This is a genomic window from Paractinoplanes hotanensis, assembly GCF_023717965.1.
Classification (GTDB): domain Bacteria; phylum Actinomycetota; class Actinomycetes; order Mycobacteriales; family Micromonosporaceae; genus Actinoplanes; species Actinoplanes polyasparticus.
Map to the genome: position 1 here is coordinate 1 of NZ_JAMQOL010000013.1, position 25751 is coordinate 25751.

A 25751-nucleotide genomic window follows, 5' to 3' on the forward strand; every position below is an offset into this window, starting at 1 on the left:
CGGGCCAGGCTCGGCTGGCGTGGCTGGGCTTGGTTCGGCTGGGGTCGGCGCGTCCGGCCCGGTTGGGGCGGGTGGCTCGGCGACTGCCGGCTCCAGCGTCTCCGCCGCGGCGGTGGGCGGCGTCTCCGGGACGGGACCATCGACGGTGACCGGCTCGGAGGCCCACGGCGCGAAGATGTTCTGAGACGCCGGCGGCGGCTCCGCGGGGTTGGCGACCTCCGGCTCCACCGCGACGGAGCCGGCATCGGTGGCCGAACTCCCGCTGTGGGCGTCGGAATCCGGCAGGTCCACGACGACCGGTGCTGAGTCGTCGAGGCCCGCTCCTCCACCGGCTGTGCCGCCGGCGGCGGACGGGTTCTCCCCCGCCGGGCCGACCGGGTGCCAGTCGGCGTTCTCCGCGTCGACCAGGCCGGACGCCTCGGAGCGGTCGGGCGGGGCAGTGTCACCGGGACCGGCGGTGCTGCCGGGGACTCCCGGCATTCCGGGCATCATCGGCGGCACGGTCGAGGACGAGCCCGGCGTGATTGCCGTCTCCGGGCTCTCGACGTCGGGAAGCTCCGCCGCCTCGGGCGGCGCGACCGAAGGGCCGTCCGTCACGCCGAACCCGGTCGGTCCGGTCCACTCCGGGACCACCAGGCCCGAGCCGCCCGCGCTCGTCCCGTCCGGCGCGGCGGGGATGTCCACGGACGGCCCGGCCGGGGTCCAGTCCGAGCCGTCGGCCCCGATCAGGCCGTTGGCGTCGGGAGTGTCCGGCAGGCCCGCTCCCCCGGTCCCGCCAGCCGGCCCCGTTCCCGGTCCTTGACCAGGCATCATCGGTGTGCCGGGGGCCGGCTGCGCCCCGGAACCACTGCCCTCACCGGCGCCGGCCGCACCGTCCGGTTGTTCCCCGGCCGCCGGCAGGTCCACACCGGCCGCGATCCCGCCGCCGATCGAACCAGGCTCGGCCCCGCCCGGTGTCACGGCGCCCGTGTCCGGGGGTGCGGTGCTTCCGTCCGGAAGTGTGAGGTCCGCGGACGGTGGCAGGATGCTCCCGTCCGGGGCTGTGGTGCTTGCTTCCGGGCCTGTGGTGCTCGGAGCCGGCGGGTCAGGAATCACCAGACCGGTGCCGCCGGCTTCGGCGCCGCCCGGTGCGCTCGGCAGCTCGACGCCCGCGCCCGACGGCTTCCAGCTGTCGGCGTCGCCGGTGACGAGGCCCTGCGCGTCCGGCGCGTCGGGAAGTCCCGCCCCCGGACCACCGGGGCCGCCCCCGCTGCCGGGCATGCCCGGCATCATCGGCGCGCCCGCACCCGGGATCGGGGTCCCGGTTCCGCCCGTAGCGGGAGCCACCGGCGATCCGGGCTCGGTCAGACCGGCGCCACCGGCCCCGACCCCGCCGGGCGCCGAGGGACCGTCCACACCAGCACCCGGTGAGTCCCAGTCGGCAGCGTTCCCGGTCACGAGACCACTCGCGTCGGGAGCTTCGACCCCAGCCCCGGATCCGCCGCCCAGGCCACCACCCGCACCCGGCGCGCCCGGCATCGCCGGCATGCCACCGCCGAGGCCGGCACCGCCCGGCAGGACGCCTGATGGTGCCTCCGGCGCACCCACCCCGGGCACCGACGACTGCCAATCACCAGCGTCACCGGTCACCAAACCACCCGCATCCGGAGCCTCCGGAACGCCGGCGCCACCAGAACCAGGGCCACCGCCGGAACCCGGCGAACCCGGCATCATCGGCATGCCACCCCCCAGACCCGCACCGCCCGGCAGCACACCCGACGGCGCCTCCGGAGCACCCACCTGCGGCACCGACGACTGCCAATCATCGGCATCACCAGCCACCAGACCACCCGCATCCGGAGCATCAGGGACACCCCCACCACCGGCACCGAGCCCACCACCGCCAGGCGCGCCCGGCATCATCGGCATCCCGCCACCGAGGCCCGCGCCGCCGGCGCCGACACCGCCGGGGGCCTCGGGCGCGCCCACGATCGGGGCCGCGCCGCGCCAGTCGTCCTTGTCGCCTTCGAGGAGGCCGCCGGCGTCGGGTGCATCGGGGACGCCGGGCGGGTTCATGCCGCCGGCCCCGTTGCCACCGCCGGGAGCGCCACCGATCGGCAGGCCCGAACCCGGAGCGTTGAGGCCGGGAGCGTTGAGACTCGGAGCATTGAAGCCGGGAGCGTTGGCGCCGGGAGCGTTTGAGCCCGGAGCGTTGAGGCCGGGCACGTCGATGCCGGCGTTGTTCGCGCCGAGGCCGCCCGCCGTGGGCGGGCCGGGCACAGTGGGCGCTTCGACCCGGCCGTTGCCTGAGCCCCTGCCCCCGGGGGCGGTGACTTCCGGCGTACGGGAATTGTTTCCGAAGCCGCCCGCGCCCGGAGCGTTCGGCACCACCGGTGGCACGAAGCCGCCGCCCGTGCCGCCGGGGCCGGTCCCGCCCGGGCCCTCCAGGCCGGGAAGGCCGCCGCCAGTGCCGCCCGGACCGCCGCCAGGCAGGGACAGGCCGGAGGGCGGCGCGTTCAGCTCGGGCGGAGCGAGGGTGTTGGCCGCGGGGCCGTTACCGGGGTTGAAGGCCGGCGTCGACACGTTCGGCGGGGCCACGGAAGGGGTCGAGACGTTCGGGGTCGAGATGTTGGGAGTGGAGATGTTCGGAGTCGAGATGTTCGGGGTGCTGATGTTGGGCGTACTGATGTTCGGGGTGGAGATGTTCGGGATCGAGATGGCGGGCGGGGTGGTGAGCACGGGCGTGGTGAACACCGGGGTGGTGAAGTTGGGCGTCGTCAGATTGGGCGTGCTGACCTCGGGTGTGCCGGTGCCGTCCGGCGGGACCACGGAGCTGTACGTGAAGTCGTACTGCCCGGCCACGGTGCCGACCACCTGGGACATCTGACGGGCCATCGGCTTCTCGAACTGGGTGCCGCTGATCGGCACCATCTTGCCGCTGCCGTCACCGACGCCGTTCTGCGCGGCGATGTGCGCCCACGACGCGTCCAGGTGGTGCATGGCCTGCTGCGCCCACGACAGGTAGTTCGCGCTGGTGTAGAGCTGGTTGGGAATGGAGTTGATGTTGTTGGTGCCGGCCGCCCCGGCGATGCGCTCGGACTGGTTGCCGAGCCAGTCGGCGAAGTGCTGCATCTTGGCCAGGAACGCGTCGGCGGCCTGCCCTTGCCACGCGCGGTCCGGCCCGGCGATGGCGTCGGACTGCCGGCGAACGAAATCCTCGAGGTAGGCCAGGGTCTCCTGAGCGCGCTGGAAGGCGACCGCGGCGTCCATCACCGACTGGGCGCTGACCAGCTCGGCCGCAGCGGCCTGCCCCTCCTCGGTGGCCAGCGCGGCGCCACCGTTCACCGCGGCCAGCAGCTTGCGCCAGCCCCGCTCCTCCTCGGCCCAGGCCTCGTAGTCGAGCAGGTTCGTGGTGTCGACGGTCTGAGGACGGAAGGTCGCGTCTTCCTCCGCCGAGTTCTGCCACTTGTCGTCCGCCATGTCCCCGCCCTCGTGACCGCGCTGAAAAGAGAACCGCTACTGGTCGCCACCGGTGGTGGTGCCGTCGGTCTTCCCGTATTCCGAGAGTTTGTCGATCTTGCCCCAGGCGTTGCCCATGTTCTCGCCGAGCTGGGTGGTGGACATCTCGTTGAACTCCTCGGCGTTGTCGTAGCTGTCCGCGATCTTGAGCAACCCGTCCTTGACCGCGAGCAACGCCTCGTGCGAGGCGAGAAGCAGACCCATGGCGTCGCCGCGCAAGCCGGAGGAATCGGCGCTGGCGCCCTCGATCTTCTGCCGCAGCACCTCGGCCTTGGCGAAACCACCGGGCCGCATCTGGATGTCGCTGAGCTGCGTGCGGGCCTGGAGAATGAGGTTGGAGCCGCTGTCGTCGAGCCCGACGATGGCGCCGATCTGGTTGGCCACGTGCCGCAACGCCTCGGTGCTCACCGCCAGCTCCTGGTTGGGGTTGTCACCGCCGGAGTACTCGGCGTCCTCCGGGTGCTCGAAGGTGTTCTCCGGCATGTCGAAGGGCGGGTTGTCAGCGTCGTACTGGTCGACGGTGACGTTGTCCTCCTGGGTGATGTCCTCGTTGTGCTCCTCGACGATCGCCTTCCACTTGTCGTGCTCGATGACGTCATCCTTGTACCAGTCGAGCAGCGCCTGCTCGTCGTCGTCCCAGTCGATGTCACCGTCGTAGTCGTTGCGCCACCGCTCGATGACCGAGCGGGCCCAGCCGTCCTCGAAGCCGTGTTCCTTGTCGTACTCGGGCAGCACGCCGACCGCGTCGACCGCCTCCGGGTTGGCGTAGCTGAAGTCGATACTCATCGGGCCGATCTCCCTTCATGGGTGGAGGAAGGCCGGCCACCGGGTCGCGGCGGCCGGCGTACGCCAGTCGTCAGCCGCCGCGGACGTCGTTCCAGATCTGCGCGTGCCGCTGCTCGGTCGTGCCGTAGTTGTCGGAGATCTGCAGCAGGGTGACCCGGGCCTGGTCCAGGTAGACGGTCATCTGGTCGGCCGACTGATTCCAGGCCGCCTTGGACACGTAGTACTGCTGCTGGGCGGCGCCGGTCCACTCGGCCAGGCTGGCCTCGACCGTCTGCTCCATCTGGCCCAGGGCCGACTTGATCCTCTGGTTGATCGCGTTCATGTCGTAGAGCACGGCGTCGGCCTGCTGGAAATTGAACGTGTAGTTCGACATGCGGTCCTCCTTCGTGAGTTCGGTCGGTCAGACGCCGGGCAACGCGGCGCCGAAGGAGGCGGCCGTGTTCGACGCGTCGTCCTCGGCCTGGATGTAGCCCTTGGTGGTCACGCCCATCACGTCGAGCATGTTGACGAGCTCGTTGATGACCCGCTGGAAGGCGCCCTCCCAGCTGTCCATGGCCTGGTTGAAACCGGCCGAGGCCTGACCGGTCCAGGAGGACTGCAGCGTGGCCATCTGGCTGTTCACGGCCTGCAGCGAGCCGGTGAACTCGGTCGCCTTGTCGGAGAACTCCTGGGCAGCACGCTGCATGCCCTCCTCAGTGGTCTGCACCTGTGGCATCGTCACGGCTGAAACTCCTCACGTCTGGTGCCGCTGGTCACGTCTGTGCCCGGGCGGGGATCCACCACCGCGAGCACAAGAGTTTTCGTCGATCACCCACGGCCGCGGCAAGGACGCCGTACGGGTGGATGTCCGAAAGACGGGCAAGAGTGCACTCGATCGCCCGATACAGGGCAGGCCCGCGGACGGCTAGGGAAACGCACCTGCACGAAAGTCCTCCGATAACGCGGCGAGGCTTCCCCGCCCCGGATCGCCCGATCTTCACTGGACGCCGACGTGGAGGTGGCCATGGATTTCAATGAGCGCATCGAGAGCCTGTTCGAGGAATATCAGCGCCAGCGCAACAGCCTCACCGAGATGCAGCAGAAGATGCGGGCCCTCACCGCCACCGCCACCTCACCCCGCCGTGAGGTCACCGTCACCGTCGGGCAGAACGGGGTGCTCACCGACATCCGGTTCCCCACCTCGGCCCACAAGCGCCTCACGCCGGCCGACCTGGCCGAGGTCATCCTCGCGGCGTACGGCGAGGCCAGACAGGACGTGACGACCCAGGCCGCAGCCGTGCTGGCGCCGATGCTGCCGGACGGGGCGGACGCCCGGGCGATGGTCGACGGCAGCGCCGGCACCGACGCCTATCTGCCGGCCCAGCCGCGGATGGCCACGAGCGTGCGGGAGATGCTCGGCCTGGGACGGGCGCCGCGATGACCCAGCCGCGCGGGCGCCTGTTCGTCGACCCCGACGGTGTGGTGTCGGTCGGCGACGCGTACGACGAGCACGTGCAGATGTACGACACGTACCTCGCCAACCTGGTGGCACTGCGCGAGCGCTACGCCAACGCGTGGGGCGACGACGACATGGGCCGGCAGTTCTCCACCAAGTTCCTCGACGGCCTGGACAACCTGGAGGGTCTGATCGGCGGGGTCCGGGGCACGTTGAGCTACACCTCGGAGGGGCTGCGGTCGTTCGGGAAGGCCTACGCGGAGGCCGACGAGAGCGCGCGCGAGGTCGGTCTGCGGATGGCGGGGGACTTCGAGGAGTCCTTCGCGCCCAAGACCCGCCACGCCCTCGCCGCGCGGGTGGAGCCGGCCCAGACCGTCGAGGGCGAACCACTTCCCGGGCTTCAGCCCACGCGCATGAGGGGCGCGGCGCGGGCCGAGGAGTTCGCCGAGGGCGAGCTGCGGCCGGCGTTTCTGAGCAGGCGGGCGGCGATCGCACCGATCAAAGGTGATCATGTTGAGGGCGAGCGGCAACCGGCTTTCCTGAGCGGACGCGCGACACTCACACCCGTCGAAGGCTTTGTCGAGAGCGAACTGCAACCGGCCTTCATCAGCGAACGTGCGGCAATCGAGCCGATCGAGGGTGAGTCGCTACCGGCCTTCGCGCCGAGCACGCTGACCCCGGCCTCGCCGATGATGCCCGCGATTTCGAGCATGATGCTCAAGCCCGAATACGCGGAGGCCCGGATCGGCGGCGAACCGCTGCCGCCCGGCTACCGGTTGCAGGCCCTCAACCCCTTCCCCGACGGCACCACCAGGGTCGACGCCAACCTGTACGAGTCGATCACGCCCCTGGCCGGCACGCCGGTGACCACCGCGGACGGCCGCCCGATAGACCCCGAAGGCCGCCAGCTGTTCGTGGTCCGGGAGAACCCGGCCGCAGATGCGACGGCGCCCGGATACCAGCCGCTGGTGCTGAGCTATGCGCCGGACGGGACGCCCAGCCCCCTGATTCCGGGCGATGCCTGACTTCCACATCCCCAACGACCCCGAGTGGCAGTGGGCCTACGACCTGATTCTGTACGGGGTGGGGGAAGAGTTCCCGGAGGCCGACCCGACCGCGTTGCGAGGCATGGGCGAGGAGCTCTACGGGTTCACGAACGAGCTGCTGAACGGGGTCGGCGCCACCGCGAACCTGGGCTATGCGCTGGGTGGCAGCCTGAACGGCCCGGCCGCGGACGCGTTCGCGCAGTTCCAGGGCGACATCACCCGTAGCGTGCCGACGGGCGGCCAGATCTCCACGGCGCTCGGGGACGCCGCCTACCAGTTCGCCCTGGACTCGGAGTCCACCCAGTACAACATCGTCATCGCGGCGTTCACCCAGGTCGTCGAGATCGCGATCGCCATGGCCACCGGCTTCGGGGCGGCCGCCGTCCCCGGCCTGATCAAAATCGGCCAGGAGATCGTCGGCGCGCTGGTCAACTTCCTGCGCGCCCGGCTGCAGAACCAGCTGCTGAGGCTGGTGTGGGAGGGCCTCGAAGAGGGTCTGGAGGAGCTGTGGCAGAGCGCCGCGGCCCAGCTGACCCAGATTGCCGAGGGCAACCGCAAGGGCCTCGACTACAAGGACCTGGCGATGGCCTTCGCCGGCGGCGTCTTCATCGGCGCCGGAGTGAGCGGCATGCACCAGATCGCCGGCAAGTTCTATCCCAAGATCAATAAGAACGTCTACAGCCGCGAGACGCTGTCCGGCCTGGCCGAGACCTTGTTCGAGGGCTTGTTCACGATGATGGTCGGCGGGAGCGGCTTCAACCCGTTCGCCACCTTCTCGTCCTCGGTGCTCGGCGGCATGGCCCATCATTACGCCACGGAGTTCGGCGACCAGTTCGGCCCGTCCGCGGACCCGAACGCCCTGAAGCCACCGCCGGCGCTGAACACCACCGGCCCCGGTCCGGGCTCCCAGAACCCGACCACGATCGAGGGCCCCGACGTCCCCACGGGCGCCGGCCCGACCAACGCGGGCCCCACAGCCACCGGTCCCACAGGCGCAGGACCGACCGGCGCAGGACCCGTGGACGCAGGACCCACAGGCGCAGGACCAACCGGCGCAGGCCCAACCAGCGTGGGACCGACCGATGCTGGGCCCACGGAAGCCGGCTCATCGGGGACTGCGACTGCAGGTGCCGCAACCGCGGGGGGCGCGACTGCAGGGGGCGCAACCGCGGGGGGCGCGACTGCAGGTGCCACAACCGCGGGCGGAGCGACGGCGCCGGGCGACGCTGAAGCACCCGCGCTCGGTGGGGGTAACGCAGCCCCGGCGGCGACCAACGGGCAAGGTCCGGTCGGCGGCCCTGCGGCGAACACGTCGGGACCGGTCAGCGCCGGCCCGCCCGCACCGGCCGACGCGTCCGCCCCGTCCAACAACGGTGCGTCCGATCCCGTCGGTACGAACACCTCCGCTCCTGCACCAGCGGCACCGGTCACGGGCAGCGAACCCAACCCGGCCGATGCCAGCGCACCCGCTTCCGCCGGAACGGGCAACCTCGGTACGCCGAACCCGGCCACCGCCGACACACCCGCTCCCGCCACCAACGACACACCCGACACGGCCAACGCCAACCCACCCGCACCCCCGGCCAGCAGCAACCTCGGCACACCGAACCCGGCCACCGCCGACACACCCGGCGCCGCCACCAGCGGCGCACCCGACACGGCCGACGCCAACCCACCCGCACCCGCCGTCACCGGGCCGAGCGACGCCGGTATGCCGGCTCCGGCCTCGACCACCATCGGCAACCCTGACTCCACCGGTAATAAGGCGGGCGGTCCGGACGGCGCGGGGGTGCAGGGTCAACCTGGCGCGACGCCGTCGACCGCTGCACCCTCGGCTACAGGAGCCGGCCCCGTCGGCTCACCGGCCAACCCGGGAAGTCCGACGTCCAGCGGTCCGAATGCCCCCGGCCCGGCTGACCGTGGTACTCAGCCGCCGTCCACGAATGCGGCTCCGACCGGTGCGGGCATTCCCCCCAGCGCTACCGGAAGCGCCGTCGCACCCTCTTCGAATGTTTCCGTCGTTCCGGCGCCCTCGGCGCAGACCGGGCCTGGGGCGATCCAGACCGACGGGCCCGCGGGCATCTCGGCCCCGTCCGGCAGCTCCCCCGGCCCGGCGGGCGGTCTGCCCGGCTTCGACGCAACGTCGCCGCTCACGGCCGGAACCACCTCGCCCACCAACAACGCCCCCGCCACCAGCGACGCGCCGCCCCCCAGCAGCGAGGCTGCCTCCAGCCTGGTCACAGCCCCACCCGACAGCGCTTCGGTCTCCCCCGACACGACGACTCCGACCAGCGCACCTTCCACAGCAACCCCGGGCTCAACGACCTCGGACACAGGCGCGGAAGACCGAGACACATCCCTGCCCGGCTCGGCGACACCAACGGCGACCGCCCCAGCCTCGCCCCTCCCAGGAACGACCGGGCCAGGCACGACCGGGCCAGGCACGACCGGGCCAAGCACGACCGGGCCAAGCACGACCGGGCCAAGCACGACCGGGCCAAGCACGACCGGGCCAAGCTCACCACTCCCAGGCACGACCATCCCAGGCTCGGTCTCATCAGCCGCTCAACCTTTGACGGGGACGACCGGCACCCCGACCACACCACCTGCCTCCTCGGACGGCGGGATTCGGAGAACAGACAGCAGCCCCTCCGCCGCGGTCGGGCCAGTCGGTGGGCTGTCGGTCGAAGGTCCGTCGTCCGACTTCGACGGGACCGCGTCGACGAACCACACCGCCCCGCCTGACCAGGCGCCCGCGGTAGCCGGACCGAATGTTGACACCGGCCTGTCGCAGGAGCCCAGCAGGTCCGACACAACTCCGGCGCCACTGGACGGACCTTCGACAGAGCCCGCCGCCATCACTCCGGCCGACGACACCGCCACGGAGACGACGCCGAAGAGCCAGACGGAGATCTCGCCGAGAACACAGCAGGCCGACACTCAGCCGGAGACCTCGCCCGAACCCGCGACAGAAGCCCGACCGCAGAACAATCAGAACACCCAGCCAGAGCCCACGACGGAAGCCCGACCGGACAACCAGCAAGAGCCCACACCCCAGGCCCGACCGGACAACCAGCAAGACACCCAGCCGGAGCCCGCGGCCGAGGACCGCTCGGACGTCCGGCGGGAGACCGAGCCGGACTGGGACGACGACCCCGCGTCCGACGTCGACTCGGTCTTCGACGACGACCGGGCGTCCGAGGTGGACTCCATCTTCGACGACGACGGCTCGGACACGGACTCGATCTGGGCCGAGGAGCTGGAGTTCGCCGGTTCGTTGCCCGTGCACGACACCGCGCCCACTCCCGGCAAGGTGCCCGGCGGTCTCACGCTTCTCGACCCGCACGACAACGCGGCCCTCGACGCGGCCGCCACGGTCCCCCCACGGACGGACCAGTACTTTATTTTCGCGCACGGCACCCCGGACGGCGTCGTGGTGGACGGCAAGCTGGTCACCGCCCCGCAGTTGGCCGCGCTCGTGCACAACGACCCGGACTCGCGGGGCAAGAAGATCGTGCTCGTCTCGTGCGACACCGGCCGCGACCCGGACGGTTTCCCGGCCGACCTGGCCCGCGAGGTCGACCACCGGCGCCGGGACGATCCCGGCTACTCGGGGGACACGTCGGTCGTCGCGCCGAGCGACACAGCGTTCGTCACGCCGTCCGGCAAGGTCATCACCGCGACCGTCGCGGCCGGACCGCACCAGGTGGTGCCGGGTCAGTGGAACACCGTGTCGGCCAAGGGGGTGACGGCCGAACCCGAGATGGGGACCGCCGACGACCTCGCGCTGGCCGTGGCGTTCCCGTCCCAGGTGCCGCCGTTCGCGGGGGCCGGGCGGGTCACGCGCGCCTACGACGTACGGGCCGGCAAGGGTCCACCGTTCACCCGGACCATCCCGGAGCCGGAGATCGTGGACCGGGGGCCCGACGTCGTTCCCCGGTTCGTCGTCCGGCGGCCCACGATCGCCGACGAGCACCCGCCGATCCAGGTGTCCCCGGACGGCACGCTCGCCATCAACGCCGAGCCGGCGGGCCGGAAGAACGAGTTTTACACGACGCCGGAGCGGCTGGACGGACTCAACCGGCAACTGCGCGCGGCCAACAGCGCCGTCACGCTGACCGCCACGCCCGAGAACACGCTCACGGTCGACGGCGCCACGCTCGTCATGGTGCAGCCGAGCTTCGACCGGGCCATGCCCTCGGTCTGCCGCGACTTCGCCGCCAACGTGCTGGGCGGGGATCCCAGCCATGTGGTTCTGCGCCCCGACGGGCAGCAGGCCCGCGCCGTTCCGGTGGTCGCCAACGACGGCATGGAGGTCACCGGGGTCTTCCACCTCGCGCAGGCGTTGGCCGGGGACTCGGGCCCCCGGACCACGGCCCAGGCCCGCGATGTCATGGCGCAGGACCAGCGCAACCACGGCCGCATGGACGGCGCCCCGCGGCCCGGCCGCGACTACGGCCTCGCGGTCAACCAGAAGCCGGACATGGTTGCCGCTTCGCAAGCGATCGGCGTCAACCAGTTCGCTCGCGCGCGGGTCGGCGAGGGCTATCTCACTCAGTCGATCAGCGATCGCGGCCAGGGCCGGGACGCCGCGTTCGACATCGACCATTCGCGCACCGGGGCTCCGGAGACGCGCACGGGGGCGTACGGGTATCACTTCGCCGGGGTGGTCGCGGAGAGCGCCGATTCGGCGATGCACGTGACACTGGAGAACTCGCGTCCCAATTCCAAGGTGGAGGATCTGGCCACGGAGGCGCTGCGCCTCAACGTCGAGCAGTTCGAGGCCGATCCGAGCCGCACCGACGACCGTTACCGGGCCGAGTTCGAGCGGCTGGCGCCGAAACTGAACGACCCGGACGCGTTCGCCAAGGCGGCCACCATCGCACGGTTGCAGTTGCTCAACGACTCACCGGAGGTGGTCAACAACGAGAACCTGTGGCACTTCCGGGCCTGGGGCGATACCCCGGCGCAGTCGCACTTCGCCGCGCAGCAGCAGTCGCCGTCGTTCGTCAACCCGATGACGCTGGTCGTGGTGGGGGGTCACGCGGCCCGTACGGCGGCGGTCGACTTCGCGCCCGGCGAGCAGACCGTCGATCCGGACACCCCGGCGATGCGCTCGTTCGTGCAGACCGCGGCCAAGGTGGCGGACTGGCGGGCGGCGCAGGGCCTGGGCCCGCCGGCGATCAGCGTGGAGGCGGGGGCGAACGGTCGCGGGCTGGTCCGCCTGCTGCCCGACTCGATGCCGAACACGCACGCGACCGAGATGGCCCAGAACCGCGCCGACTCGGTCCGCGACGCGCTGAGGCACCAGTTCGCCGAGCGGGGCGGACCGGCCACCGGGATCCCGATCCAGACCGGTTCGCGCGGACGCCGACCGGCGCCCGGCCCCGGCCCTCGGGAGCACCGCCGCCGCCGTACGCTCGTCGACCTCGACACGTCCCCGGCCGGCACCAGGAGCGCCGCACCCCGGAGCGCCCCACCGAGCCCGCCCGAGACAAGCAGGTCAGAACCGGACACCGGCGTCACCGGCCCGCAGCGCGCCGATCACCAGGCGGCCCTGGCCGGCGACAACGCCGCCGAGACCGCGCGGCCCGCGATCGACGGTCCCTGGGCGGCGTTCGGCACCGACGGTCGCACCGGGCCGGAGATCCGATCGGCGCTGGACAACGGATTCCGCCGCTTCGACCTGGCCGACAGCTACCGCAACGTCGACGCCACGGCCGAGGCGCTCACCGGTCCCGGCGCCCCGCCGCGGGACGCCGTGGAGGTCGTCTACAAGTTCGACGTACGGGAGAACGAATCGGCCGACCAGCTCACCGAGCGCCTGACCGGCGTGGCCGAGCAGTTCGGCGGGCGGCTCGACAGCGTGCTCATCCACAACATCGACGGCGGCAGCCGCGACGCCACCCAGCGGGCCTGGGACGTGCTGGCCGGTCTGCAGACGGACGGCCGGATCGATCGGATCGGCCTGGGCAACGTCCGTGACGAGCACCTCGACCAGCTGACCGAGCTGAACGCCCGCTCGCCGGTGGGCATCCTGGAGAACTCGCTCGACAGCCTGCTGCGCGACACCGGGGTGCAGGACTTCGTCAACCAGGCCGACCAGCGCGGCGAGCCGTCCCCGGAGGTCCATTACTACGGCGTACGGCGTCTCGCCTCGTCCATGGGCCTGGACAGCCCGGCCGACCTGCGCGGACTGGCCAGCGCGGTGTCGACGTTCTACGGCGACGCCCCGACCCGCATGATCGTCAGCAGTGGCCGCCCGGACCGGCAGGCCGCCGCCCGCGACGACTTCGACCTGGCGCCGGAACATCCGGACCACGACGGCGTCGACCAGTTCGACGCGCAGGTCAAGGTGTTCAACTGGCGGCAGCGCCCCACGTTCGCCACCACCAACGGCCCGGACGTCGAGCTTGATCCGCCGCTGCGGCAGTGGCTCAACGACGCGGTGACCGACTCGGCGGCCGTACGCGCGGAGATCACCGCGGAGGCGAACGCCCGGAACCGGCCCGTCGACGCGGACTTCATCGCGCACTGGCTGACCGACCGGAACGTGATCGACAGCCCGGAGACCTTGGACGACGTACGGATCCCCGAGCGCTACGGGCTGCGCAGTCAGCACGTGGACCGGTCGCTCGGCAGCGTGCTGCGCGACCTGCTCGGCAACACGAGCTGCGACTGGAAGGCCGCGATCGAGCTGACCCAGCTCACGCTGACCCCGGTGGACGACTGGAACAACCTCTACCCGCACTTCGGCGAGATCGTCACCACGCAGGCGGGCACCGGCAGCGACATCGCCTCGGACGCCGGATCGCGCACGTCGAGCTGGGCGGTCACCGACGTGCCGGCCGAGGTCCACGACAACCCGCCCGCACCCCGCGACGTTCCGGCCGGCATCACCCTGCTCGACGACACCGAGGCCCTCAACCTCGAGACGGCCCGGAACTTCGCGCCGCGCGCGGGCCAGTTCCTGGTCTTCGCCCACGGCACACCCCAGGGCCTGGTCGTCGGCGGCAAGCTGGTCACCGCCCCGCAACTGGCCCGGATGCTGCACGACAACCCGGCCGCCCAGGGCAAGCAGATCGTGCTCATCTCGTGCGACACCGGGAGCGACCCCACCGGCTTCCCGGCTGAGCTGGCCCGCCAGGACGGCATCACGTCGGTGACGGCCCCCGACCGTACGGCGTTCGTCACCCCGTCGGGCCGGGTGCTCACCACCGACGCCACCACGTTCGACCCGGACGGCCGCCCTCGCCCCGACCTGACCAGTCCCGGCCACTGGAACACCTTCACCGGCACGGCCGTCGAGCCCGTCGAGTCGGGCCCCGACCTGCCCACCGCCGCCACCATCAGCGGCGACCTCAACCCCACGGCCGAAACAGTCAGGTCCGAAACAGTCAGGGCCGTCGGCGACCTTGATCAGGCCGTCGACTTCGGGCCCAAGAAGGTCACCAAGAAGGAGATGCTGGAACAGATCGACGGCGCCGCCAAGCGGTTCACCAAGTCGTACGGCGGCGGACAGTCTGGCCGCGCAGTGGACCGGTTCCGGTTGCGGTTCGCGCGCGACAAACGCCAAGAGCGCGCCGCGCAGACCCTCAGCCACCTCAGTTTCCAGCTGCACGACACGTTCCGCCACCTCCGCGATCAGCACCCCGCCCGGGAGAGCCTGCCCAAGGACCTCGAAGTCCAAGGCATGCTCATCAACAACCGGCTCGTGTTCGCGACCAACTACAACGCCACCGTCGACCTGCTCTCCGGTATCCAGCTTCCGCCCGGATCTGCCCCGCCCTTGCAACGTCTGCTCAGCCTCAACCAGAGCGACGCCCGCCGCCGCGCCCACCTCACCACCCAGGACGCCGACGAATACATCGGCCGGATGAACCGCAGCCAGGTCAAGCTGGACGCAGCGTTCGCCGGCGCCCGCGACAGCTCCACCGCGCGAGCCATGCAGGCGAACCAGTCCATCCAGATCGTCGACGCCGCCCCGGCCAGCTCAACCAGCCGCGCGACCCTGCGCGATCTACTGACCGACCCGCGCCACGAGGGCTCGGCCATCATGGTGCGGCTCGAGGACGCCGGCGACAGCTCGGTCCACGCCGAGCAGAAACTGATGCTGGCCGTCCTCAACTCCGGCCTCGACCCCGACGATATCCACGGCACCCACCTCGTCATGGGCAAATACCGGCCTTGTCTGGGTTGCTGGGCCGCGCTCAACGCGTACGCGAACGAGGGCTTCCCGGTCGACTTCGACCGCAACTACGGCAACTACTACACCGAGTCGGTCCGTTCGCTCATCGACCACATGCCCCAGCTGGCCGGCTCGGTGGCCGCGCAGGTGCGGGCGGCCGCCGACCGGCTGATGAGCGTCTCGGCGCTGTCCCGCCAAGCCCCGCCCTCGAACGCGGTGCACAACAACGGGCCGGAGACGGTCATCCCCGCCCACGACGCGCCCAACCGCGGCTACGTCACGCCGTCCGACAGCGAGACCGAATACAAGCAGCGGAATTACGAGACGACGGCGCGGAACCTGGACTTCGCGACCAGCAGCCGCGTCCGCACGCTGGGTACCGGACGGGACAAGCCGTTCGCACCCCGCGCCGCCCAACGGGTGCTGACCGACACCGAACGCGCCGAGCTGGCCACCGCCTGGAAAGTCCGCGACACCGCCCACGCCACCGCCCTGTTCAAATACCACTCCGCCCGCGGCGTCAGCAACCAGGAGATGTCCGAAGCCTCCGGCGCCAGCGCCGGCCACGTCGGCCGCCTCGTCAACGACAAGGACGGCCACGAAAAACGCGACGGCCGCGACAAAGTCCATCGCCGGGTCCAGTCCCGCAGCGCCCGCAGCGACACCGCCTCCACCACCGGCTCCACGTCCAGCAAATTCACCAAACGCCCCGACCTCGACTCCGACGGCCGGCAGACAATCCGCGACGCCATCCGCGGAACCGACTTCGGAAACAACTGGAAAGCCATCGAGAAGGGCGCGAACGGAAACCTGCAAGCACGGCACATGCCACCGGAGCTGAACCAGGCCCTGGCCGGGCTGCGGCAGCGCTACAACATACAGAGCCTCGCCGACTACGTGCACATCCCGCGCAAGAGCCTGCAGCAGCACCTCGACAAGCGGTACGGATCGGTCAACGAAGCCGCCACCCGCACCGCCGCACCGACCCGGCAGCCGAGCCCGATCGACGAGGAGATGACCGACGCACCGCCGGAACCCAGCTACGCCAGCTCGTCCCGGCTACCCGGCGTCCGCTACAGCGACACACCAACGGTCGCCCAACCGACCCGCATGTCCGACGTCCGCTACAGCTACACACCGACGGCCGGCGGATCGAGCCGGATGCCCGACGTCCGTTACAGCAACACGCCATCGACCGCCGAATCGAGCCGCATGCCCGGCGTCCGGTACAGCGAGGCGCCGATCCGGTACACCACCCAGCCGGCCGCCACCTCGCCGGTGGCCCAGCCGCCGCCCGTCAACACCCACCCCCTCTACACCGACGAGGCCGGTCGGACGGTCTACGCGAACGACCGGGGCACCCAGTTCTATCTGAACCGGGCCACGGGCCGGTGGCAGTACTACGACGAGTCGGACGGGCAGTGGCACGACTACCGGCCCGGCGACCCGTACGGAAAGGGCAAGGGGACATCCTGGGAGGCCACCGATGTCACCGGCACCCACCAGACCGCTCCCCCGGTCGTCGAGGTCCCGGCCGGCCTGGCCCTGCTCGACCCGGACCAGACCGACAACTGGCATGCCGCCCGCAACCACCGACCCCGCCCGGACGAGTTCCTGGTGTTCGCGCACGGCACCCCGGACGGCATCGTCTTCCAGAACAAACTGGTCACCCCCGAGCAACTGGCCGCCCGGATCACCGCCGACCCTCGCTCGCACGGCAAGCAGATCGTCCTGGTCAGCTGTGACACCGCCGCCGGCGACTACGACATACGCCTGTCCCAGCAACCCGGCATCACCGCCGTGACCGCACCCACCCAGACCGCCTGGATCACACCCAGCGGCCGCGTGTTGTCCGCGAGCCCGAACCTCGAACAAGCCGGCCAATGGCGGCACACCAGCGGCCACCCCCCGATCTCCCACCTGTCACCCGGCCAGGAACTGCCCACCACCACAGACGGCGCGGTCGCCTTCGGACGGACCAAGAAGGAACTGATCGCGGAGATCGACGACGCCGCCAAGCGGTTCACCAAGTCGTACGGCGGCGGACAGTTCGGCCGGGCCGTCGACGAGTTCCGGCTGCGGTTCGCGCGCGACAAACGCCGGGAACGCGCCGCGCAGACCCTCAACCACCTCAGTTTCCAGCTGCACGACACGTTCCGCCACCTCCGCGATCAGCACCCCGCCCGGGAGAGCCTGCCCAAGGACCTCGAAGTCCAAGGCATGCTCATCAACAACCGGCTCGTGTTCGCGACCAACTACAACGCCACCGTCGACCTGCTGAACAACGCCCCGATCCCACCCGGCGCCGGACCGCCCCTGCAACGCCTGCTCAGCCTCAACCAGAGCGACGCCCGCCGCCGCGCCCACCTCACCACCCAGGACGCCGACGAATACGTCGGCCGGATGAACCGCAGCCAGGTCAAGCTGGACGCGGCGTTCGCCGGCGCACGGGACAGCTCCACCGCGCGAGCCATGCGGGCCAACGACCGGCTGCGGATCGTCGACGCCGCCCCGGCCACCGCGGAGGGCCGCGGGCAGCTGCACGCGATGCTCACCGACCCGGCGTACCGCGGCACCACCATCGTCCTGCGCCACGCGGACAGCGGCGCCGATTCCGTGCACGCCGAACAGAAACTGATGCTGGCCGTCCACAACGCCGGCCTCGACCCCGACGACATCCACGGCACCCACTTGGTGATGGGCAAGTACCGGCCCTGCCTGGGTTGCTGGGCCGCGCTCAACGCGTACGCGGCCGATGGCTTCCCCGTCGACTTCGACCGCAACCACGGCAACTACTACACCGAATCCGTCCGCACCATGGTCGGCCTCATGCCGCACCTGGCCGGCTCGGTGGCCACGCACGTCCGGGCGGCTACCGACCGGCTGATGAGCGTCTCCGCGCTGTCGCGGCAGGCCCCGCCACCTGACGCGTACGAGAACAACGGCCTCGAGAAGGTCATCCCGGTGCACGACGCCCCGAACCGGGGTTACGTCACCGCCTCGGACTCGGAAACCGAGTGGGTCGAGAAACGCCGCTCGTACGTGACCACCAAGCGCAACCTCGACCTGGCCACCGGAAGCCGCGTCCGCACGATGGGCACCGGACGGGACAAGCCGTTCGCACCCCGCGCCGCCCAACGAGTGCTGACCGACACCGAACGCGCCGAGCTCGCCTCCGCCTGGAAAGTCCGCGACACCGCCCACGCCACCGCCCTGTTCAAATACCACTCCGCCCGCGGCGTCAGCAACCAGGAGATGAACGAGGCCTCCGGAGCCAGCGCCTCCCACATCGGCCGGCTCATCAAGGACAAAGACGGCCACGAGAAGCGCGACGGCCGCGAGAAGGTTCACCGCCGGGTCCGGTCCCGCAGCGGCCGTGGCGACACCGCCTCCACCGCCGGCTCCTCCACGAGCAAGTTCACCAAACGCCCCGACCTCGACTCCGACGGCCGGCAGACGATCCGCGACGCCATCCGCGGAACCGACTTCGGCCACGGCTGGAAAGCCATCGAGAAAGGCGCGGAGGCGAACCTGCAAGCGCGGCACATACCGGATGCGCTGAACCGGACCCTGGCTGAACTGCGCCGGCACTACAACATGCAGAGCCTCGCCGACTACCTGCACATCCCGCGCAAGAGCCTGCAGCAGCACCTCGACAAGCGGTACGGATCGGTCAACGAAGCCGCGGCCCCGACCCGGCAGCCGAGCCCGATCGACGAGGAGATGACCGACGCACCACCGGAACCCAGCTACGCCAGCTCGTCCCGGCTACCCGGCGTCCGCTACAGCGACACACCATCCATCGCCGAACCGACCCGGATGTCCGACGTCCGCTACAGCTACACACCGTCGACCAGCGGATCGAACCGGATACCGGGCGTCCGCTACAGCGACACACCATCGATCGCCGAATCCAGCCGCATGCCCGGCGTCCGCTACAGCGAGGCGCCGATCCGGTACACCACCCAGCCGACCGCCCCACCGGCGGCGCCGGCCAACGCCCGTCCGATCTTCGTGGACGAGGACGGCGACACGATCTTCGAGAACGACCGGGGCACCCAGTTCTACCTGAACCGCACCACCGGCCGCTGGCAGTACTACGACGAGAGCGACGGCCAGTGGCACGACTACCGGCCCGGCGACCCGTACGGAAAGGGCAAGGGGACATCCTGGGCCACCACCGACGTTCACGGCACGCACGAGGCGCCACCGCCGGCCGTCCCGGTCCCCGCCGGTCTGGCCTTGCTGGACGACTCCGAGGGCGCGAACTGGGCCATCGCCCGCCGCCATCAGGCCCGGCCCGGCGAGTACCTCGTGTTCGCGCACGGCACGCCCGACGGCATCGTGTTCCAGAACAAGCTGGTCACGCCCGCGCAGCTCGCCGCGCGGATCACCGAGGACCCGCGCTCGCACGGCCGGCAGATCGTGCTCGTCTCGTGCGACACCGGCGCCGACGACTACGACGTGCGGCTCGCGCGGGAGCCCGGCATCACCTCGGTCACGGCACCCACGACGACCGCGTGGACCACCCCGAGCGGGCGCATCCTCACCGCCTCGCCCGACCTGCGGCAACCCGGCAGCTGGCGGCACACCGGCGGGCACCCGCCGGTGACGCGCACACTTCCCGACCACGAGCTGCCCACCCCCGCGTACGCGAAGGCCTCGCTCGCCGGCGCGGTCGCGTTCACCCCGTCCCCGCCGCCGACCTGGTCCGAGCTGGCCGCCCGGCTGGAGAGCCTGGACGACTTCTTCGACGACACTCCCGACGCCGGCCCGCAGAGCCTCGCCGATCTGATCGCCAAGCTCGAAAGCCTCGACGACTTCTTCAACGACGACACCCCGGACACCGGCCCGGACGACAGCTCGGGCGTCGGCTCGGATGCCGGCCCGCAGACGATGGCCGACCTGGTGGCTCGGCTGGAGAGCCTCGACGACTTCTTCTTCGGGGAGGAGGCCGCGGCCGAGACCGCCCTCAAGAGCCAGCCCGAGGTGGACGCCGAGTTCGCCCAGCGACTGGCCGAGGTGACCGCGGCGAACAGGACGATCGCCACCGCCCCGCCCGACGTGCTTCGGGCCGGGCAGCACCCGGTGGCGTTGTTCGCCGCGCTCGGACGCAGCGAGGACGCCATGGACACGGCGGCCGAGAGCACCGCCCGCGCCCGTGAGCTGGTAATCGCGGCCGAGCGCCGGCACCGCGACACCGGCGGCCGGGTCGACCCGGCCCTGCGCACCGAGGCGGTCGCCCAGCTCAACGCCGCCCTGGCCAACCAGCGGGCGGCCCGCGACCACCACGCCGCCACCCTGAACGTGCTGCGCGCCGCCTTCGGCGACGCCCCGCACCCGCAACCAAGCCCCCGCCCACCAGCCCCGGAAACAGCCACCGCACCGAACACAGCCCCGACAACGCCACCGACCGGCCCCGGCCCGACACCGGGCACGCCCGCGACAACGCCACGGAACACCGGCCTGGAAGCACCGACCGGGTCGACTCCGCGGGCGCCGCGGACGAGGCCCGGCCCGCGTCCGCTCGACGTGCCGGACGCCATCGCCGAGGACGCCGAGGCCGAGGCGGCCGCCGAGGCCGAACCGGCCGACACCCCGCTCAGCGTCCGCCGCGCGCTGCCCGGCTATCTTCGCGAGAGCCGCGGCCTGGGCCTCGCCAAGCAGCTCGGCCGCACCGAGAACACCGACCTGGCCACCCCGCTGACCGAGGCCGGCGTCGACGCGGACACCGTGGCCCGCGTCCAGCGCCTCGCCGAGTCCGGCGTGGCCCCGTTCCTGGGCGACGGCCACCCGTTCCCGGTGACCGTCGGCAACCGCCCGGCCGAGCTGGTCGTGCGCGCGGTCTTCGACTGGTACGGCCTGACCGTCGGCGAGAAGGCCACCAAGCCCGGCCGGGCCGAGACCAAGACGGGTGCCAAGGACACCCGCACCGCCACCGCGAAGCACAACGCCCAGCTCGATCCCCGCGCCGCGTTCGCCGCCCTCCCGCCGCTGGTGGCCGACGTCGCCGCGCAGCTGCCGGCCGGCGCCAGCGAGACCCGGACGGCAGCCCACGAGAACGAGTACTCGCACAAGTCCACCGTGGACCTCGGCCGCGGACTCGACACCGTGGTCCCGGTGAAGTTCGTGCTCACCCTGCGCGACGCCAAGGGCCAGATCGGGCAGCGGACGACCGACGCGAGCGCGACCATCCGCGTGCCCAGAGGTCTCACCGGACCAGCCACCGCCCCCGCTGCCCACGCCGGATCGCTGCCGGCCCGGTTCGGGGTGGAAAGCACGACCGGCCGCCCGGCCGGACACCGGGACTTCTTCGACCAGGTCGCCGCGTTGCTTCCGGCCGAGGTGACCGCGATCGGCGCGCCCGGCCGCGACACGCTCCGGCGTTTCCTCGACGACGCCACGATCGCCGCCAAACTGCCGGCGATGGTCGCCGAGGACGGCGATCGGCATCCGGAGGCCGCGTGGATCACCTCGGAGCCGCTGCTGCACGCTCCCCGGCACGGGCGCAACCGGCTGCGCCAGGCCCGCGACGGCGTCGTGCAGATGCGGCTGGTTCCGCGCCAGGCGCAGGTGACCGACACCGTGGCCGAGGCCACCCACACCGACACGCAGACCCGCAGCGGCGAGGACAAGGACACGAACACCGCGACCCGCACGGTCGGGCTGACCGCGGCGGCCGGCGCCGGCACGGAGACCGGCGCGGTGCGGTTCGCGGTCGGGCCGCGGGTCGGGTTCAGCCGCACGACCGAGCACGGCCAGGAACACACCGTGGCCACCACGTCGGCCGAGACCAGCACGGTGACCGGCCCGGCCGGGCGCTACCACGTCGTCTACGACCTCGAGGTGCGCACCGTCGGGCGGCCGGCGACCCGCCTCGACGGGGCCGTGGAGAGCTTCCAGTGGGCCCGGCAGGACCGGATCGAGCGAGCCGGCCTGGTCACCGGAACCGACGGCGGCTGGCGAGGGTTGCACGGCCCGGACCGTCAGCGTTTCGCGCCCGCGCACGTCGAGCAGGGCACCTCGTTCGGGGGCACGATCGTCGACGACTTCAGCGGTGGCGACCAGCTCTACGAGGCGGTGTCGCGGGCGCTGCGCACCGTTCCCGGGCGGCGCGGGCACCGGGTGTTGTCGAACGCCTTCCTCGGCCAGTTCGACGACCCGGCCCTGACCGACGGGCTCACCGCCGGGGTGCAGGCGCTGATCGCGCGGGACACCAAGGCCCGCAACGCGCTCTCCGACCGGCAACTGGCCCTGCTGCTCGACCGCATCGTCGGGCCCGGTCTGGAGGTGCCGCTGGTCAAGAACGGCCACCTGCACGACTACCACACCGTGGTGAAGGTGACCGGCGTGGTCGGCGAGCTGTCCGACGGCGGCGTGGTGGCCGGCGGGGCGTTCGGCACCGGCGGCAAGCTGAAGACCAAGACCGGCACCCAGGCCGGCCGCACCCGCACCGACAAGGCCGAGGTGAGCGTCGAGGGACGCGTCTACGGCACGCTCGGCCGTCTGTTCGGGACGCTCACGTTCGGGCCGAAGATCACCCGTACCGGCGCCGAGTCGCACACGCTGGGGGTCACCCAGAGCGGCTCGCACACCCACGAGCACGGCGGCGCGCTGGACGACGACGGGTCGATCGCCGAGCAGCGGATGGTCGAGTTCCTGGCGCCGCTCACGCTGACCACCACCAGCACGTCGTACCGGCGGCTGAACACCAGCGGGCGGCGGCTCACGCTGGGCCGCCCGGGACGCGACATCCCCCGTACGGTGGAACCGCCCGCGCTGCCCGCGCGGAGTCACCGCGTGGACGTGCGCCTGCTCGTCCCCGAGCACCGCGTCACCACCACGCCGCCCGCACCCGGCCCGGCGGCCCCGCCCCCGGCGACCGTCCCCATCGAGCAGCCGCCCCCGGTCAGTCAGCTGCCCGGTGGCTACACCCGCGACCTCGACGGCAACCGGATCGAGGCGTTCACCGCGGCCGCCGACCTGCAGGCCGCGGTCAAGGAGACGCTCATCGCCGCGTCCGGCGACCCCATCTTCGGCTTCCCCGACGGCGTGTTGTCGGCCGCCGTCGCCGACACGTTCTCGCCGGAGAACCTGCGGGGTGACCCGCGCTTGTTCAGCCGGCCGATCGTGCTCGACGGGCTCACCCACCCGCGCCGGGTCGCCGACGTGCACGGCCGGGTGGGCGTCCGGCTGCGCCCGGCCAACCCCCAGGTGCTCTCCGGCGCCGAGTACGAGAGGGCCAAGCAGAGCCGGGCCGGCGGCGTGATCGGCAAGCAGAGCCGCGGCCACCAGTGGGAGGCGTCGGCCTCGGCCACCGGCAGCACCTCGCTGTCGGGGCTGACCGGGCGGGCCGGGCCGGGCGGCCTGCTGATGGCCCAGTTCCAGCCGTTCGTCCGGCGCTGGGGCCGGGCTCGCGGCCAGGAGCTGACCGGGAACGCGCGGCTGCGGCTGACCGGACGGCCGGAGCACCGGGTTCCCGTACGCCTGGACATCGAGGCCGAGGTCGTCGCCGAGACCCGCCGCCGGGGCAACATCGACCGCTTCGACGTGTTCTCCGATGACAGCGTGCACCGGGCCGGCCGTGAGCTGCGGCGGCCCGGGGCGGTGATCATGTGGATGACCGAGGAGCAGGTGCACCGGCTGCGCGAAGCCGACCTCGACCGCGCCCAGGTCGACCGTGACATCAGGCTGGGACAGGTCCAGCTGGCCGAGGCGGCCGGGCTGCTGCGCGAGCAGCGGGACGCGCTGGGCCGGCTGGCCCGGCGGCAGGTGCTCGAACGGGCAACGGCCGACCCCGCCACCCGCGGCGACCAGCTGCGCCTGCAGCGGCGGGCGTTCCGCGAGCTGCGGCTGGATCAGGGACGCGACCGGCTCGACCTGCGGACCCGGCACGCCGCCGAGATCGACGCGCTGACCGAGGCCAAGCGGGGCGAGCTGCTCGCCCTGGCCGCCGAGCGACCGGTCGCGGCCCCGGCCACGGGCGCGGGGCCGCGCACCCTGACCCCGCCGGGACGCTCGATCGGGCTGGGCGGGGTCAGCACGCCGGTCGACCTCACCGACCGCATCCCACACCTGCGGCGCCGGCTCGCCGAGACCCTGGGCGACCGCGCCGCCGAACGGCTGCTGCCGGTATCACCGCTGCGGACCCCGCACGACAACTCGCGGACGGTGCACGACTTCCTGGCCGACCTCGACCGGCACCTGGCGAGCGCCCTGAACGGCGGCCGCAGCCAGCCCCTGCGCCTGGAGGACCGGGTCAGCGGCCACACGTACTACCTCACCGCCCGGGCCCGCTTCCCGGACGCGCCCCGGTTCGCCGGCATCACCCACGTCGAGCAGCTCGGCACGGCCGGCAAGGTGGTGCTGACCACGACCGACACCCGCAGCTCGCAGCGGACGGCGTTCGGCCTCACCGGCGCGGCGCGGGTGATGGGCCTGTTCCGCGGGGCCGGGCCGGCCGGGACCGGGCACGGCCCGGCCAGTGGCACGCTCGCGGCCGGGCTGCGCGCCACGGCCGAGCTGTTCGGCCGCGACAGCAAGCGTGTGGAGACCGGCCAGGTGACCCACAAGCGGGCCGCTCAGGTCGCGGGCCCGGTCGCCACCTGGGACGGTGACGTCGAGATCGAGCTGACGATCAGCCGGGGCCAGCGCTTCGAGGACGGCGACGGCGAGACCAGCGGCGTGGTGGTGGCCCGGGACATCCAGGTGCGGCCGGTCGGGCTGCACACGCTGGCCGGCGACACCCTGCCCGAACCGGTGGCGGGCGACACCGGCCTGGGCCGGGCCGATCTGGCCGGCGCGCTGCCCCGGGCCCAGCGCACCCCGGCCGCCCGCCAGGCTTGGCGGGACGCCCCGGGGCATCCCCGGCTGCCCGAGGCCGGCCGCTTCGGGGTGGAGCACGTGCTGGCCGACCTGGACGACCTGCGGGCCGCCGCGGCGCGGGCGATCACCGACTCGGGCGGCGCGGTGGACGCCTCGACGATCGCCGCGTTGCGCGACGGCCTCAGCGTCGACAACCTGAGGACCGCGCTGCCGGCCATGCTCGACGGCGGGTTCCGGGTGCCCCTGCCCGCCGGCGGCGACCGCGTTCTGCACGTGGACGCCCGGCTCGTCCCGCATCCCCGCCTGGCCGGCGTGGACGCCCGGATCGAGCTGTCCGGCAGCCGGACGCACGACGAGGAGACCAAACTCGAGAAGACGACCGGCACCACGTACGGGGCCGGAGCGGTTCTGCCCGCGGCGGGCGGTGGCGTCACCCATCCCGAAGGTGGTCGCCCCGCCTTCGGCGCGATGTCCGCCTCGTCGCAACGCGAGCAGCAGCTGTTCGAATCGGCGGCGCACCAGCTCAAGGCCGAGGCGACGGCCGGCAAGACGTCGGCCCAGCAGCAACCGACCGCCGGTGTCGCCGCGGACAGCAGCAAGCTGACCAAGACCCTCTCGTACGGGCTGGAGTTCCGCTTCGTGGTGACCTCGGCGCCGACTCGCCGGGCGCCGGCGGGCCACCGTTCCGGCGGCACGGAGCTGCGGATCCACGACGCCGTCGTCATCCGCTCGGCCGGTGACGACGTGCCGCCGGTGTTGCGGGCCGGCGCGGAAAGGGTGGCCGAGGCGTCGAAGGCGTGGACCACCGCCGTGGCGACCCGCGACGGCCTGCGTGGCCGAGGCGCCGAGGCGGCCGCGGCCGACGCCGCCGTGGCGCGGGCCGAGCAGGCCTGGTGGACGGCCGTCGAGGACCATCGCCGGGCGCTCGCGGCCCATCAGGCCGGCGCTTGAGGCTCGCCACGGAAAGATTGAG

At 72.2% G+C, this 25751-nt stretch carries 7 protein-coding genes; 3 read left to right on the plus strand and 4 right to left on the minus strand.

Going from position 1 to position 25751, the window contains the following annotated elements; all coding sequences use genetic code 11:
- From LXN57_RS10780 to LXN57_RS10795, 4 genes are all read right to left on the minus strand, one after another.
- On the minus strand, nucleotides 1-3459 hold a 3459-nt coding region (locus LXN57_RS10780), incomplete at its 3' end, for a WXG100 family type VII secretion target (RefSeq protein ID WP_251797901.1).
- 36 nt (nucleotides 3460-3495) lie between these two features.
- Nucleotides 3496-4293: a hypothetical protein gene (locus LXN57_RS10785; RefSeq protein ID WP_251798005.1), complete on the minus strand. Its 798-nt coding sequence runs from the start codon at nucleotides 4291-4293 to the stop codon at nucleotides 3496-3498.
- Nucleotides 4294-4354: 61 nt separating this feature from the next.
- Nucleotides 4355-4657, minus strand: a complete 303-nt coding sequence (locus LXN57_RS10790) for a WXG100 family type VII secretion target (RefSeq protein ID WP_202989554.1) — start codon at nucleotides 4655-4657, stop codon at nucleotides 4355-4357.
- A 27-nt stretch (nucleotides 4658-4684) separates the two neighbouring features.
- Nucleotides 4685-5005, minus strand: a complete 321-nt coding sequence (locus LXN57_RS10795) for a WXG100 family type VII secretion target (RefSeq protein ID WP_251797902.1) — start codon at nucleotides 5003-5005, stop codon at nucleotides 4685-4687.
- Nucleotides 5006-5287: 282 nt separating this feature from the next.
- Between LXN57_RS10795 and LXN57_RS10800 the strand changes: the two genes are divergently transcribed.
- Genes LXN57_RS10800 through LXN57_RS10815 form a run of 3 tightly spaced genes read left to right on the plus strand, consistent with a single transcriptional unit; the run spans nucleotide 5288 to nucleotide 25729 of the window.
- Complete coding sequence (locus LXN57_RS10800) at nucleotides 5288-5704, plus strand: YbaB/EbfC family nucleoid-associated protein (RefSeq protein ID WP_251797903.1); 417 nt, start codon at nucleotides 5288-5290, stop codon at nucleotides 5702-5704.
- Complete coding sequence (locus LXN57_RS10805) at nucleotides 5701-6744, plus strand: hypothetical protein (protein ID WP_251797904.1); 1044 nt, start codon at nucleotides 5701-5703, stop codon at nucleotides 6742-6744. Before LXN57_RS10800 ends, LXN57_RS10805 begins: the two co-directional genes overlap by 4 nt.
- Nucleotides 6737-25729, plus strand: a complete 18993-nt coding sequence (locus LXN57_RS10815; protein ID WP_285904610.1) for an aldo/keto reductase — start codon at nucleotides 6737-6739, stop codon at nucleotides 25727-25729. Before LXN57_RS10805 ends, LXN57_RS10815 begins: the two co-directional genes overlap by 8 nt.
- Nucleotides 25730-25751 lie beyond the last annotated feature (22 nt).

Bases quoted from the DNA above. Each gene is read 5' to 3' on its own strand.
- LXN57_RS10815 (WP_285904610.1), top strand. From the start codon at position 6,737: ATGCCTGACTTCCACATCCCCAACGACCCCGAGTGGCAGTGGGCCTAC.
- LXN57_RS10800 (WP_251797903.1), top strand. From the start codon at position 5,288: ATGGATTTCAATGAGCGCATCGAGAGCCTGTTCGAGGAATATCAGCGC.
- LXN57_RS10805 (WP_251797904.1), top strand. From the start codon at position 5,701: ATGACCCAGCCGCGCGGGCGCCTGTTCGTCGACCCCGACGGTGTGGTG.
- LXN57_RS10790 (WP_202989554.1), bottom strand. From the start codon at position 4,657: ATGTCGAACTACACGTTCAATTTCCAGCAGGCCGACGCCGTGCTCTAC.